This window comes from Bacillus sp. FSL M8-0166, assembly GCF_038008825.1.
GTDB lineage: Bacteria > Bacillota > Bacilli > Bacillales > Bacillaceae > Bacillus > Bacillus safensis.
The window spans coordinates 1,467,087-1,481,071 of record NZ_JBBOZZ010000001.1; the positions used below are offsets into that span (position 1 = coordinate 1,467,087).

General features: G+C 40.8%; 14 protein-coding genes. 2 read left to right on the forward strand and 12 right to left on the reverse strand.

All coding sequences use genetic code 11. The features are described from left to right. Positions 1-71: 71 nt before the first annotated feature. From ptsP to NSS92_RS07835, 5 genes are all read right to left on the reverse strand, one after another. Complete coding sequence (gene ptsP, locus NSS92_RS07815) at positions 72-1,790, reverse strand: phosphoenolpyruvate--protein phosphotransferase (protein ID WP_340867279.1); 1,719 nt, start codon at positions 1,788-1,790, stop codon at positions 72-74. Beyond that, positions 1,790-2,056: a phosphocarrier protein HPr gene (locus tag NSS92_RS07820; RefSeq protein WP_003211078.1), complete on the reverse strand. Its 267-nt coding sequence runs from the start codon at positions 2,054-2,056 to the stop codon at positions 1,790-1,792. Before NSS92_RS07820 ends, ptsP begins: the two co-directional genes overlap by 1 nt. Positions 2,057-2,149: 93 nt before the next feature. Then, entirely contained in the window at positions 2,150-4,249 is a 2,100-nt protein-coding gene (ptsG, locus tag NSS92_RS07825; RefSeq protein ID WP_095408349.1) for a glucose-specific PTS transporter subunit IIBC, read from the reverse strand. Between the two features lie 202 nt (positions 4,250-4,451). Beyond that, on the reverse strand, positions 4,452-5,306 hold the full coding sequence (gene glcT, locus NSS92_RS07830) for a glucose PTS transporter transcription antiterminator GlcT (RefSeq protein ID WP_286037393.1): 855 nt from the start codon (positions 5,304-5,306) through the stop codon (positions 4,452-4,454). 55 nt (positions 5,307-5,361) lie between these two features. Next, positions 5,362-6,351, reverse strand: a complete 990-nt coding sequence (locus tag NSS92_RS07835) for a LacI family DNA-binding transcriptional regulator (protein WP_340867280.1) — start codon at positions 6,349-6,351, stop codon at positions 5,362-5,364. Positions 6,352-6,444: 93 nt separating this feature from the next. Here NSS92_RS07835 and NSS92_RS07840 point away from each other — a divergent pair, with 93 nt between their 5' ends. Then, positions 6,445-6,588, forward strand: a complete 144-nt coding sequence (locus NSS92_RS07840; RefSeq protein WP_162842493.1) for a hypothetical protein — start codon at positions 6,445-6,447, stop codon at positions 6,586-6,588. A 54-nt stretch (positions 6,589-6,642) separates the two neighbouring features. Here the strand turns inward: NSS92_RS07840 and NSS92_RS07845 are convergent, their stop codons facing one another. From NSS92_RS07845 to NSS92_RS07870, 6 genes are all read right to left on the reverse strand, one after another. Next, positions 6,643-7,737 (reverse strand): M24 family metallopeptidase, encoded by a 1,095-nt coding sequence (locus NSS92_RS07845; protein ID WP_267586135.1) that lies wholly within the window; start codon positions 7,735-7,737, stop codon positions 6,643-6,645. A gap of 104 nt (positions 7,738-7,841) precedes the next feature. Next, the gene (locus NSS92_RS07850; RefSeq protein ID WP_340867281.1) at positions 7,842-9,761 is read right to left on the reverse strand and encodes a heavy metal translocating P-type ATPase; all 1,920 of its coding nucleotides are present in this window, start codon (positions 9,759-9,761) and stop codon (positions 7,842-7,844) included. A 289-nt stretch (positions 9,762-10,050) separates the two neighbouring features. Beyond that, on the reverse strand, positions 10,051-10,539 hold the full coding sequence (stoA, locus tag NSS92_RS07855) for an endospore biogenesis thiol-disulfide oxidoreductase StoA (RefSeq protein WP_324290814.1): 489 nt from the start codon (positions 10,537-10,539) through the stop codon (positions 10,051-10,053). 54 nt (positions 10,540-10,593) lie between these two features. Beyond that, entirely contained in the window at positions 10,594-11,910 is a 1,317-nt protein-coding gene (locus NSS92_RS07860; RefSeq protein ID WP_340867282.1) for a polysaccharide biosynthesis protein, read from the reverse strand. 113 nt (positions 11,911-12,023) lie between these two features. Continuing rightward, positions 12,024-12,674, reverse strand: a complete 651-nt coding sequence (locus NSS92_RS07865; protein ID WP_267586132.1) for a cell wall hydrolase — start codon at positions 12,672-12,674, stop codon at positions 12,024-12,026. Between the two features lie 307 nt (positions 12,675-12,981). Continuing rightward, positions 12,982-13,176 carry a hypothetical protein gene (locus tag NSS92_RS07870; RefSeq protein WP_340867283.1) on the reverse strand — a complete coding sequence of 65 codons (195 nt, stop codon included), beginning with the start codon at positions 13,174-13,176 and terminating at the stop codon, positions 12,982-12,984. Between the two features lie 167 nt (positions 13,177-13,343). Between NSS92_RS07870 and NSS92_RS07875 the strand changes: the two genes are divergently transcribed. Next, positions 13,344-13,532, forward strand: a complete 189-nt coding sequence (locus NSS92_RS07875) for a YkvS family protein (protein ID WP_003211747.1) — start codon at positions 13,344-13,346, stop codon at positions 13,530-13,532. 124 nt (positions 13,533-13,656) lie between these two features. On the opposite strand, the gene NSS92_RS07880 is transcribed toward NSS92_RS07875, so the two are convergent. Further along, a complete protein-coding gene (locus NSS92_RS07880) occupies positions 13,657-13,875 on the reverse strand; it encodes a hypothetical protein (protein WP_267586131.1) in 219 nt (72 codons plus the stop codon). Positions 13,876-13,985: the final 110 nt, after the last annotated feature.

Genomic DNA, 13,985 nt, shown 5'->3' on the forward strand with positions numbered 1-13,985 from the left:
CCCAATATGACTCAATATGATAAAATTCGACAAAAAAACCAGACAGTTTCACCTGTCTGGTTTTGATTCACTTAGTTCTGTTGAAACGTTTTCTTGACGAAATCAACAACTTCTTCTGTTGTACTAAGTGATAAAATATGCTCTTTAAATGATGCCGCTTCTTCCTTAGAAAGCTTGCTTAGCTGCGTTCTAGCTGGAAGAATGGATGTTGCGCTCATTGAGAATTCATCTAATCCTAATCCAAGTAGAAGCGGGATTGCGATTTCATCTCCTGCCATCTCACCGCACATGCCGACCCATTTACCCTCTTTATGCGCTGCTTCGATCACAAGCGTAATAAGACGTAAAATCGCTGGGTTGTAAGGCTGGTAAAGATAAGACACTCGTTCGTTCATTCGATCAGCAGCCATTGTGTATTGAATCAAATCATTCGTTCCAATACTGAAGAAATCTACTTCTTTTGCAAATTGGTCTGCGATGACAGCCGTTGATGGAATTTCTACCATCATTCCGATTTCAATGGAATCAGAAACGTCTGTACCAGCGGCAACCAATGCTTCTTTTTCTTCAAGTAAAATGGCTTTTGCTTCTCTAAATTCTGATAACGTCGCGATCATAGGGAACATGATTTTCAAGTTTCCATATGTACTTGCACGAAGTAAAGCGCGTAGTTGTGTTCTAAAAATCTCCTGTTCTTCCAGGCAAAGGCGAATGGCTCTATAGCCTAGGAACGGGTTCATTTCTTTTGGAAGCTGCAAGTAAGGAAGTTCTTTATCGCCACCAATATCTAGTGTGCGGACAACCACTGCTTTCCCTTCCATTTTCTCTAAAACTGTTTTATACGCATCGAACTGCTCTTCTTCTGTAGGAAGCTGCTCTCTGCCCATGTATAAAAATTCAGTACGGTACAATCCAACTGCTTCGCCGCCATTTTCAAGTACACCTTTTACATCTTCAGGTGTTCCGATATTTGCAGCTAGCTCTACATGAACGCCGTCTTTTGTAACCGTTGGCTGGTCAACAAGTTTCGCCCATTCCGCTTTTTGAGCTAAGTAGTCTTCATGCTTTTTTTGATACGCTTTCACTTCATCTTCAGAAGGCTGAATGATGACGTCTCCAGTAATACCATCCACAATGATCAGATCATCGTTTTTCACCGTTTTTGTTGCTTCTTTTGTCCCAACAACTGCTGGAATCTCCATAGATCTTGCCATGATCGCTGAGTGAGAAGTACGACCACCGATATCTGTCGCAAACCCTTTGACAAATTGTCTGTTCAGCTGAGCAGTATCAGAAGGTGTTAAATCTTCAGCAATGATAATGACTTCTTCAGAAATCATGCTTGGGTTTGGAATGTCAACGCCAAGCAAATGTCCAGTCACACGTTTAGTGACGTCGCGAATATCCGCTGCACGTTCCTTCATGTATTCATTGTCCATTGCTTCAAACATTGTGACAAACATTGTCGCTGTTTCTTTTAAAGCAAATTCAGCATTTACTTTATCAGATTTGATTTTATCCTTTACTGGGCTTAGCAGTTCAGGATCACTTAACACAAGAAGGTGGGCAGAAAAGATATCTGCTTTGTCTTGGCCAAGCTCTTTTAGCGCATGTTCTTTAATTGCTTCAAGTTCTTGTTTAGAAACATGAATTGCTTCTTCAAAACGCTTCACTTCTGTCTCTGGATCGTTGATGTCTTTTTGGTGAACTGTTAAATCTGGTTCTTCCAGACGATATGCTTTTGCAATCGCAACGCCTGCTGAAGCACCGATTCCTTTCAGTTGTTGCATTACTCGCCTAGGCCTTCACTTTTCATTGTGTCTTTAAGCGCAGCAAGTGCATCATTTTCATCAGAACCAGAAGCAGAGATTGTGATTGTAGCACCTTTCGCAATTCCTAGAGACATTACACCCATAATAGATTTCAGGTTCACTGTTTTACCATTATATTCTAAGTTGATATCAGCATCATATTTACTAGCAGTTTGTACAAGAACTGTTGCAGGACGTGCGTGAATTCCAGAATCTGCAGTTACTTTGAATGTTTGTTGAGCCATTTTTATCAATCTCCTTTTTATACAATTAATACATCCACAATATTATATCATACTGCCGAGCTTGTCATCTAACAAGAACGGCAGTTATGAAAATTATTTTGAAATTTTCATGATGTTTTCTTGTCCAGCTTTGATTTCACCGGATTCTTGAAGGTCAATAAATTGTCCTTCACTTAAGTTGGTAAATACAATTGGTGTCATCAAAGATGGTACTTCAGTCTTAATTTTATCAATATCAACCTCTAAAAGTTTTTGACCGATTTCTACTTGATCTCCCTCTTGTACAAATGCTTCAAATCCTTCTCCTTTGAGGCCGACCGTATCAATTCCGAAGTGGATCAAAATTTCAAGTCCACCATCAGATTGCAGGCCAATAGCGTGTTTCGTTGGGAACACATTTAAGATCTTCCCTCTTACCGGTGAAACCACCGTTCCATCTGTTGGCAAGATAGCGAAACCGTCACCCATCATTTTCCCTGAGAATACTTGATCTGGTACATCTGTAATTGGATGAAGCTCCCCTGTAATTGGTGAAGCAAAAATTTCTTCCCCTTGTTCATTTTGAAGCGGCTTTGCAATGACTTCTTCGACCTGCTGGCTGACTTCTTCTTTTGCAGAAGGGTCTTTCGCTGGACGAGGCGTGCGGCCTGCAATGATGTCCTGCATTTGTGTTTTTAAATTATCAGAGCGCGGGCCGAAGATTGCCTGGATGTTGTTCCCTACTTCGAGAACACCTGAAGCGCCAAGCTTTTTCAAGCGGTCTTTGTCCACTTTCTTCTGATCATTAACAGTGACACGTAAACGCGTGATACAAGCATCAAGGTGCTTAATGTTTTCTTGATCACCCATTGCTTCAAGAATTTCATAAGGCAAGTCATTGCCTTTTTCAGACTTCGCCTCACTTGCTCCGTCTGCTGCTTCATCCTCGCGTCCTGGCGTTTTCAGATTAAATTTGCGAATGGCGAATCTAAATCCGAAGTAGTAAATGACAGCAAGGACGAGACCTACTGGAATGACAAGCCACCAAGCGGTTCTATTCGGCAGGATACCAAATAGGAAGAAGTCGATTAACCCTCCTGAGAAGGTCATCCCGATTTTCACGTTTAGAATATCCATTATCATAAAGGATAATCCAGCAAATACACAGTGAATCGCAAATAATATCGGTGCAACAAACAAGAATGAGAATTCAAGTGGTTCAGTGATCCCTGTTAGGAAAGAAGTAAGGGCCGCTGATCCCATAATTCCTGCTACAAGCTTTTTATTCTTTGGTTTTGCTTCATGGTAAATCGCAAGAGCTGCTGCTGGAAGGCCGAACATCATGAATGGATATTTCCCTGTCATGAATGTACCAGCTGTCAGCTGAACACCATCTTTGATTTGCGCCATGAAGATACGCTGGTCACCACGGATAATATCTCCTGATAAGCTCTTATAGCTAAAAAATTCATACCAGAATGGTGCGTAGAATATGTGGTGCAGACCAAACGGAATTAATGAGCGTTCAATGACACCGAATACAAAGGCAGCCAGCGGCTCATTCGCTGCAAGCAGTCCTGTTGAAAATGAGTTCAGTGCACCTTGGATTGGCGGCCAAATGACTAGCATCAAAAGCCCTAAAATAAGTGCTGAAATAGAAGTGACGATTGGAACAAAACGCTTACCAGCAAAGAAGCCAAGATATTGCGGGAGCTCAATTTTGTAAAATTTATTAAACATATAAGCGGCTAATACCCCGACAATAATCCCGCCAAAAACGCCGGTAGACAAGGTCGGTATGCCGAGCATATTCACATATGCTGGATGGCTTTCCTTGAAGAACTTAGCCAATTTAATTGAATCGGATGGAATAGATCCGTTGGCCATTAATACGGCACTCATCGTTACGTTCATGACAAGGTAACCGATGATAGCGGCAATCCCTGCCACTCCGTCTCCATTGGCAAGACCGATGGCAACCCCTACAGCAAATAAAAGCGGAAGATTCGAGAAGACGATGTTCCCCGCATTCTCCATGACACTTGCAACAAGCTGAATTGTATCATTGCTTAAAAATTGAGCTACATCAATCAGCTGCGGATTTTGCATCGCATTCCCAAGTGCTAGTAAAATACCGGCAGCAGGAAGGATCGCAACTGGAAGCATGAGTGCTCGTCCAATTTTTTGCAACACACCAAAAAGTGATTTAAACACTGGTTGAACCTCCTTTTGTTTTCGCTTACAACATACATTTGGGATGCTCCCTGACGTACATTTCATAATTAACCGTTTACATTTCACTTTCAAACGCAAAAAAAGACATGGTGATATAAGGTTGCGCAAATAACAGGATCTTATCCTGTATTTACCTTAAGTCACTCATGCCTGATCGAATCAGTTACACGTTTCAAGGAAACTATGAAATTTTATTTGTCAATCTGTACAGATGAAGTGTCAGGTAGACGGCCTCAGCATCCTGTACAGGCTTTTTCAATGCATGCTGCAAAATTTTGATCATTTTCCAAGCAGTATTGTAGCATAAAGGATATTCATTTTTCAATAGATGAAGCAATTTTTCTGGTTCCTCTAATGATTCTCCCCGTTTAATACGCTCAATTGAAAACGTAATATGGCGTAATAAGCGTAAATAATGAATACTTTCTCTGTCTACTTTCATATGAAATGAATCTTCGATGACTTGGACCATTTGCGTAATAAGCTGTGAATGACGGTTCACCTCAGATAAAGGCCGATTCGTCAAAGCTGAATGAATATGGAGCGCTATAAAGCCAATTTCACCTTCTGGCAGCTTTGTTTCGACATCTGGCCGCTCGTTAATCAGTTCAACGACTTCCTTTGCAACCTCGTATTCTTTCGGATATAACGATTGCGTCTCAAGCATAAAAGGGTTCGTGATATCATAGCCTTGCTGCACCCGCTTAAAACTAAACGCAATATGATCAGTCAGTGCAACATGAATATGCTCATTCAAGCGCTGTCCCATTTTTTCTCGTATATGATAAATGATGTCATTGGCAAGCTCGATCATGTTCTCATCAATATGATGAAGCAGTTGTTTATATTCTGTTTGTTCCTTCGTGTTTTTTAACACAAACATCTTTTCAAACACGTCTTGATCGAGAACATCCCCCGATTTTTTTCCGAAGCCGATCCCTTTTCCAATCAGAACCACTTCGCCCAAAGAAGGGTGTCTTGCGATGATGACATTATTATTTAACGCTTTATCAACGGTGAAGGATTCCATGAACATCCCCACCTCCTTCTTATTCAATCCCTCTTATCGTACAAAACAGATGAAACGTGCGTCAACGATTGTTTTTCAAAACGGTTGTTGTTCGCTCAATCAGGCGAAATGGCAGCATTCTTTTTTCTGATTCCTCTCCCTTTAATGCCCGGTCAAACAAGTCAAACGCTTCCTGCCCCATTTGTTTGAGGGGAATATGAATGCTGGAAATCCCCAAAGCCTCACTCAATTGGTTATTTTGAAAGCTGAGTATGGCTGGTGATTCTCCTACTTTTATGTCATGACGCTGCGCCTCTAATAAAAAGCCTGCAGAGACTTCGTCATTTGTGATGAATAAAGCTGTGGGGCGATTTTTCATTTCCTTCCATTCTGCAAATAATTGCTTCCCATCAAGCAGGGATAACTTCCCTTCGATGATCCATTTCTCATCAATGGTCTGCCCGAGCGATTGCATCATGTCTTGATAAGCCTGAAGGCGCGACTCGCTATTTGCTCCTTCTGTTCTGGCGAGAACGATTGCAATTCGTTGATGGCCGCATTTCGCCAAATGATGCAGGCCTTCCTTAAATGCTTGATCATGCGCAATCGACACGGTTGAGCATTGATCGTGCGGCGCAGGATGACAAAATATAATCGGCCCTGATTCCTGCCACTTTAGAATGTGTCCATCACTTAACGCATTTGAACAAAATATTAAACCATCCACACGGCGCTCTTTTAAGCTCATTAACGCTTCTTTTTCTTTTAATGGATCATATCCTGTTTGAAATAAAGCAAAATGCATGCCGCGCGCCTGTGCTTTTTCTGCAATACCTGTGACGAGTGCGCTGAAATAAGAGTGTTCAATATTTGGAAGGACAATGCCAAGCATATTCGAATAGCCCTTCGCTAAATGGACTGCCTGAATGTTTCTCGTATACTTGAGCTCCTCCATCGCTTGTAGAACACGCTCTCTTTTTTCCTCTTTGACATAAGGATGATGATTCAGCACACGTGATACGGTTGTCACAGATACGTCCGCTCTTTTCGCAATCTCCCTTATGTTTGCCATTTTTTCTCCTACTTTCTCTTGATATGGTAAGCGTTTCATACTTTAAGATGTATGTGAGCTGAACAAATCACTGGATGGAAAGGGGAATTCAAGATGGGTTTCATCATATGGATTATATTATGTATGACTGTTTTGTTTTCTGCTCGTTTTGCACTACATCCTTTAGGAAAAGAACATAAAATCAAACCGTTTCAATCAATTGATGATTTTTTTGTTGATAAGGATCGAGAAGAGTGATAAAAAATCACGATGACGCTTCCAAGACCTGGACGTTCATCGTGATTTTTTTCATTACTTGATGATCGTCAGCTCTTTCGGATAATTGGTTAAGGTGACTGGACCATCTGCCGTAATGAGAACATCATCTTCAATTCTTACGCCGCCGACTCCCGGCACATAAATTCCTGGTTCAATCGTATACACCATACCTTCTTGCAGAAGATCGTCATTTGCCTTACTCATAGAAGGGAACTCATGAACAGAAACCCCTAATCCATGTCCAAGGCGATGAGGGAAATATTCACCATACCCTGCTTCTGTGATCAGCCCGCGAGCTTTTAAATCAAGATCACCGATTCTCACGCCGGGTTTACTCATTTCAAGTGCTGCCATTTCTGCATTTAAGACGGTTTGATAGATGTCCTTTTGTTTTTCAGAAGCTTCCTGATAGATGAATGTTCTTGTTATGTCTGAACAATATCCATCTACAATGACGCCAAGGTCAAATAACACAAAATCGCCTTTTTTTAAGGCTGCCTGCCCCGGATTTCCATGAGGCTCGCCTGATTTTTCACCAAAGAGAACCATGGTGGAAAAGGACATGCCTTGAATGCCTTTTTTCTTTAGTTCATATTCAATGACAGCGAGCACTTCTGTTTCCGTGATTCCTTCTTTTAAAGCGTTAACCCCAATCTTTACACCTTCATCTGCCAATTGAGCTGCTTTTTTCAATGTAGCAATTTCAGATTCATCTTTAATCAGTCTGAGCTGATTGAGCTCTTCTTCAGCCCGGACGAAAGTTTCTGCCCCGGTGACAGCTTGGAGCTGTTCTGCTCTTTGAAGCGGAATCGATTCTTTTTCAATCGCAAGACGTGCCGCTTGAACACCACGTTTTTCTATCGCTGATTGAATGAAATCAAATGGATTCTCATGATCTTCATATCCAATGATATCGCCGGACCATCCTGCATTTTTTGCCTGTTCGACTTCCATTTTAGGCAAAATAAAAAATGGTTCTGCCTCTTGGAACACAAACAGCCCCATCACTCTTTCATGCGGCTCTGTGAAGTATCCAGATAGATAAAACACATTTTCCTTTGTATGTATAAATGCACCTTGAATGTCTTTTTTCTTAAGCCAAGAAGACAAGCTCTTCATTCGGTTCATCATGATCCTCCTCACACGTTTTACTACTGGTCTATTGTATCAGTTTTTGCTGTATTTCGCACAAAAGCGCACTGGCATAAATCCAGTGCGCCCTGATGATTGATTTAAGATGCACGAAGCAGACGCAGACCATTTAAAATGACCAAAATCGTACTTCCTTCATGCCCGATGACGCCAAAAGGCAAATCAAGCACTTGCAAGAAATTCGCACAAATTAACAGACAGATCACCGTTAATGAGAAAATAATGTTTTGCTTAATGATTCGATTCATTTTTCTTGAAAGACGGATCATCTTTGTTAGGTTATTTAAATTATTCTTCATTAAGATGAGATCCGCTGTTTCTAAGGCAACGTCTGTGCCTCCGCCCATCGCAACCCCAACATCTGCTGTGGCGAGCGCTGGTGCATCATTGATTCCGTCTCCTACCATGATGATTGAATTACCTTGTTTTTTTAATTGATTGACCTCATGTACCTTTTCATCTGGAAGACATTCAGCCACTACGGTCTGGATGCCGGCTTCCTGCGCAATGGCTTCAGCCGTTTTTTGCTGATCTCCTGTCAGCATGACAGTTTGGATACCTAAATCATTTAGTTCTTGAATCATTTTTTTGGCTTCAGGTCTGATTTGATCCTTAAGGCCAAGGCAGCCAACGACTTCTTCACCCTTTTGAACGTAGACCACTGTGTTTCCTTGCGTTGAAAGGTCATCACCTGTCTCTTCAATCTCGCGGTCGATTGACGCTTTACCAGCAAAGTCTTTCTTTCCAATCCGCCACGTTTCTCCATTTAATTGTGCTTTCACACCAAATCCAGAGGTTTCTTCAATGGTGACATGGACTGATCTTTCTGTTTGGTGCTCTTTTGCCATATCAGTAATTGCTTTCGCTAATGGGTGGTTTGATTGACTCTCAATTTGATAAAGTGCCTGATAAAAAGCAGATTCATCCTGTCCTTTAGCCATGACGACTTGTTCTACAGCTGGCTTCCCGCTTGTAATCGTCCCCGTTTTATCAAAAGCAATCATGCTGCTTGTGCCTAGTTTTTCTAAAAAGACACTTCCTTTGACAAGCATCCCATTTCTTGCGCCATTTGAGATCAGTGACAGCGCTGCTGGCATTATGGATGCAACTAAAGCACAAGGTGAAGCAACGACCATAAACACCATTGCCCGGTAGAAGGTTTCACTCATACTCCAGCCGAGTACAAAATGAGGCAGAACCATTAAAATCGCGACGGTGATCAGCACACCTTTTACATAGGCACCCTCGAATTTTTCGATAAATGCTTGGCTCGGTGAAACACTTTCTTGAGCGGATTCGACAAGTTTAATAATTTTATGGAAAAGCGTTTCTTCATTATGTTTAGTGACTTCTACTGTTAAAGAACCATTTAAGTTCACTGTTCCTGCAAATACGTCTTCCCCCTGCCCTTTTTCCTGTGGAACAGATTCGCCCGTGAGTGCAGATTCATCCACACTTGTTCTCCCGCTTAAAATCACACCATCTGCTGCAATGCGTTCCCCAGCTTTTATCATAATACGGTCACCTGGTGTCAATGATGAAGCGGCGATTTGAATGGTCGTACCATCTTCTTCAATTAAAGTTGCTTCATCTGGTGCAATGCTCATTAATGCTGTTAAATCTTTCTTGCTTTTATTTGACGTATACGTTTCAAGCGCACCACTCAGTGAGAAAATAAAAATTAAGATAGCGCCTTCTGCCCAATAGCCAATCAGAGCTGAGCCTATTGCTGCGAAAATCATTAAAAGTTCCACATTCAAGGTCTTAGACGAAATCGTTTCTTCAATTCCTTCCTTCGCCTTTGCAAAACCTCCTATGACAAATGCTAGGATGAAAAGAGGAATGCTCCACATGCTCTGATCCTTTAGAATCCATCCAATTAAAATGAGAATCCCCGAGATACCTGCTGCCATTAATTCTCCGTGCTGTGCCCATTTATGTAAGGACCATTTCGATTCCTTTTGATTTGTCGTTTGGTAAAGTGCTGTATTCTCATTCATGATTGTTTTCTCCTCTCTAATTGATAATCGTTTTCACATTATCAATCGTTGCCCGTTTCTTTTTCCATCTATATTTTCTGCTATTTCAAGCTTTTTATTGGTCTGTAACTCATTATAACAGGTTCTGAACAATTTTCAATTAATAATTATTATAATTTCTTTTTGATAATAATTATCATTATTGATATAGACCGTTCCGTCTTCTTCTGAGCACAGTGTATTCAGATGAAAAGCAAATGAACACAAAAAAGAACCAACAGAATTGGTTCTTTAACAGAAAGGATTTGTTCTACGAATTTGTCCACTCTTTGATTTGTTTTTTCGTCAGTGGACCTACATGATTTTTCACCACTTCTCCTTTTTCATTAATCAAAAAGGTCGTTGGGATGGTGATGATTTGATATTTCTTCATCATTTCTCCGTGTTCATCTAGTATGATCGGGAATGTAAACCTTCTGTCTTTCACAAATTGGGCAACAGCATGTTTACTTTGTTCAGCACCTAGTAAATTCACGGTCAATATGTCAACATCACTCTGATTTTCTTTCACGATTTGTTCAAATGCAGGCAGTTCCATCTTGCAGGACGGGCACCATGTTGTCCAAAAATGCAAAATGGTCTTTTTTCCTTTTGCGGGAACCATCTGCGTTTCACCAGTTAATGTCGGGGCCTCTATTCTTGGTGCCATTACGGGTTCTTTTGCTTCTGCTGCTGCGCTCATTAGAAATAGCAGCAGGGTCATTATCAGAAGACTGGCGGGTAGATGTTTACGATTCATCATGATCTTCCTTCCCAGTTTTCTTATAGCTTGCCCTCTCGATGATGATGACATTCAAGCTTTTTTCAATGTAAGGAACATTGAAACGCCGAGCTCCTTACAAATGGTTGCATAATGCAGTGCGGTCAAAAGCAGCATGCCTGTGTTCATCCCTAAAATGACCCCCATCATATTCAAGCTTTCAATTGAACCGAGGAAATACACCATAGAAAACGAGACGACATGCACCCATATATTATGTAGGAACACATCTTTGATGAGCCCCATACCGATTAAACACGCTTGAAATGGCATCACAAACAGATGGCATAAAAAGTATGGCCAAAGCAGCTGTAAATAGACAGCAGCTTGCGGTGAGTCAAAAAAGAGCTGTGTGAGCGGGTAAGCAAAATAATACATCAACATCACTGCCGGCACCCCGTATCCAAACGTTATGAGAATTGCCTGTCTGACACGTTTTTTCACAAGATCATACTGGCCTAAAGCATAGGCTTCAGAGACACTCGGAATCATCACAATCATGATGGAATGAGCGATAAACGCTGGGAAAAAACCGATCGACATTGCGACACCAGCCAGCATGCCGTAATGATCAACAGCAAGTGTTCCAGAAATGCCTGCTGCAACGAGCGCACCTTTGATTAAAAATGGTTCAACCGCATTGGCGATCGCATGAAAGATGCGCATGCCCGTTGTCGGAATGGAAACAGCTAATAGGCGCTTTCGCACATCAATCCCTCTTAATTCAACAGACCTGACATTCACAGCATTTTTCGCCATGACGTATTGGGAGTATAAATAAATAAAGACGACAAGATCACTCGCAACAATGACACCAATGGCGATGAGTACTGCTGTTTCAATATCAAACGAATACCAATGAAAAAACAAAAACAAACAGATAAGCTGGATCGTTTTCTTCAGCATATTGGCTAGAGCGATTCTGCCCATTTGCTGCTTTCCCATAAAATAGCCGCGGGCAATGGAGGTAAACGCAATAATCGGGATAAGTGACAGAACCAAGCCTTTCATAAGCGGATGATACGACTGGAACACTGGAATGAAAGGCAGTACAATGGCTGCTATAGCTGTTGTTGTACTTGTCACCACAAGCGTCATTTTAAAGGCATGGCGGAGCATACTTTTGTGGAGACGCTCATGTGATTCTGCAATGAATTTAGAAATGGAGACTGGCAGCTCTAAGCTGGCGATCACAAGGACAAGCATGATGATTGGAAGGATACTCATATATAAACCCATTCCATGTTCTCCAAGCTCTCTCGCTAAAATCATATTGACTAAAAACTCTATACACTCCGCAATAAAAGCTGCGACCGATAGCAGAATGACCCCTTTTACAAATCGATTCATGTAGCCTCCCCTTGTCTAAAGCAAATTCTTTTCACATTCTATGAGACAAGTCCAAAAAATATTTTAATAATTGAAGACAAAAAAAGAGCAATCTGATTGATCGCTCTTTTTCTTTATACGGCAAATACGTGACGTCCGATGCGTTCTACAATTTTGCGGGAACGAATCCAATGATCTGTTGCCGTTTTTGGATTATAAAAGTAAATAGCCTTTGTTGTTCTGTCATGCTCTTTTACTACCTGCTTCACAGCTTTAATGGAATCTTGATCTGCCTTATCATGAATACTTCCATTTGATACTGGCTGGAAAGCATTTCGCTGATAAATCACACCTTTAACGCTGTCAGGAAAAGAACGATGCTCCACCCTGTTTAAGACGACGCTTGCCACCGCTTTTTTCCCTTCGTAAGATTCACCTTTCGCTTCAGCATGTACCAATCGAGAAAGCAAGTCCATTTCTTCATTAGAATATTGTTTGCCGCTTGCCTTATTCGTCGATTCAGATTTTACTTTTTTCTTTTGCTTCGGTTTTGAAGAATTTTCTTCTGTTGACGTACTTAGCATTTTCACTTTTGGCTGACGCTTCTCCTCAGAAAATGCCGGGATGACTTGATCGTGATCTTGATCTATATATGAAAGCTGATGTTTAACAGGTGCTTGTGAAAGTTCGTGACTTAATGTGCCTTGCTGCTCTTGTATATTGTCCATCTTCATTGCTGCAACGAGCATCAGGATGACAAAAAGAGCTGTATGAATTTTAATCATTCGCCTTTTTCCTCCTTTAATCAAAAGTAGGCTGTAAGATACTTGTCCACTCTAACAAGAGCTCATTCTATTTTCACGCACAAAGATTTACATGCCTGTCCAAATTCCGTCATTAAATGGCATGTCCTAGTTGAGTGCACATAAAATGGAATTGTCAGCGCTTACAAAGGACCCCTTTTCACCTATCATCATCCTTATGCTCCTGATTATGGGTTATTACATTTTCTTTTCATATGTATCAGAGTGGTTTGAAGTGTGACAAAAGGACGAAAATAAAAAAGCTTTCTCTCATCAATGAGAAAAAGCTTTAGCTTCTTGCTTCTGTAAGATATTCAAAAATAACAACTCCACCATGTTTGGCGATCCCGCGAAAATGTTTAAAATCATCTTGATTCACCAAAACAGAACGAAACGTTAAAAAATCATCTTTTTGAATGGTCACTTGTTTTTCCGTCCCATTCCGTAAAGATTTGAGTATTGTGAGGATTTGTTCTTCAGTCAAAAAAACCGCTCCTTTTCAGCCATGATCAAATATTAAATATACCATTCGTTAGAAAAGCATACAACGAAAACAAAACAAAAACGTCTTTATCCTTTACATTGGTATGAAAATATTGCAAAATACTTTTTAATAGGGAATGAAATCTGTTTTTAAAGGAGAGGGATCGGTTGAAGATTGCAAAAATTGGAAATGTGATCGAATTTAGAAATGGTTTAACAGGTGTAGTTGAAAAAGTGAATGAAAACTCTGTCATTGTGGACGTCACCATTATGGACAACTATAGAGATTTAGAACTGGATTCACTAACAGTCGTTAATCATAAAAACTATAAAATCATCAAAGACTCCGTACATTAATTTGCAATCCTCAATTCAGACGATCGGTACATACGTATATATAAAGCAAATTTGGCTTGTTTGACAACTTTGCGCTATTTTGACAATCACATATGAAAAAGACTGATACCTTGTAAAGAGGGGATCAGTCTTTTTGCGTATGAAAGGTTTGCATTTCCGCCTTCGTCTTGTACATCTCGACTTCCTCGGGTGTGATCACTCCTTTATCAATCAAGAGGGCAATCACTCCAAGCAATGTGGAGGCACTCCATTTATACCGTTCTTTGTTTTGATGTTCGAGCATTTGAAGCTCTTCCCTTAGCTCCATTAGCAGCTGCTCTGTCTTCTCTTCTTTGTTTGCCAACTCAAACGCCTCCGTTTATCATTCATTGCCCCTATTTTATCTTAAATCAATTGAGATAAGCAAAAAAAGCATGATCCCTCTTTACAAACATACGTTCTGTCATGTATAAT

Bases quoted from the DNA above. Each gene is read 5' to 3' on its own strand.
- stoA (WP_324290814.1), bottom strand. From the start codon at position 10,539: ATGAATCGTAAACATCTACCCGCCAGTCTTCTGATAATGACCCTGCTG.
- glcT (WP_286037393.1), bottom strand. From the start codon at position 5,306: ATGTTCATGGAATCCTTCACCGTTGATAAAGCGTTAAATAATAATGTC.
- NSS92_RS07850 (WP_340867281.1), bottom strand. From the start codon at position 9,761: ATGAATGAGAATACAGCACTTTACCAAACGACAAATCAAAAGGAATCG.
- NSS92_RS07820 (WP_003211078.1), bottom strand. From the start codon at position 2,056: ATGGCTCAACAAACATTCAAAGTAACTGCAGATTCTGGAATTCACGCA.
- NSS92_RS07860 (WP_340867282.1), bottom strand. From the start codon at position 11,910: ATGAATCGATTTGTAAAAGGGGTCATTCTGCTATCGGTCGCAGCTTTT.
- NSS92_RS07845 (WP_267586135.1), bottom strand. From the start codon at position 7,737: ATGAACCGAATGAAGAGCTTGTCTTCTTGGCTTAAGAAAAAAGACATT.
- NSS92_RS07865 (WP_267586132.1), bottom strand. From the start codon at position 12,674: ATGATTAAAATTCATACAGCTCTTTTTGTCATCCTGATGCTCGTTGCA.
- ptsP (WP_340867279.1), bottom strand. From the start codon at position 1,790: ATGCAACAACTGAAAGGAATCGGTGCTTCAGCAGGCGTTGCGATTGCA.
- NSS92_RS07840 (WP_162842493.1), top strand. From the start codon at position 6,445: ATGGGTTTCATCATATGGATTATATTATGTATGACTGTTTTGTTTTCT.
- NSS92_RS07835 (WP_340867280.1), bottom strand. From the start codon at position 6,351: ATGGCAAACATAAGGGAGATTGCGAAAAGAGCGGACGTATCTGTGACA.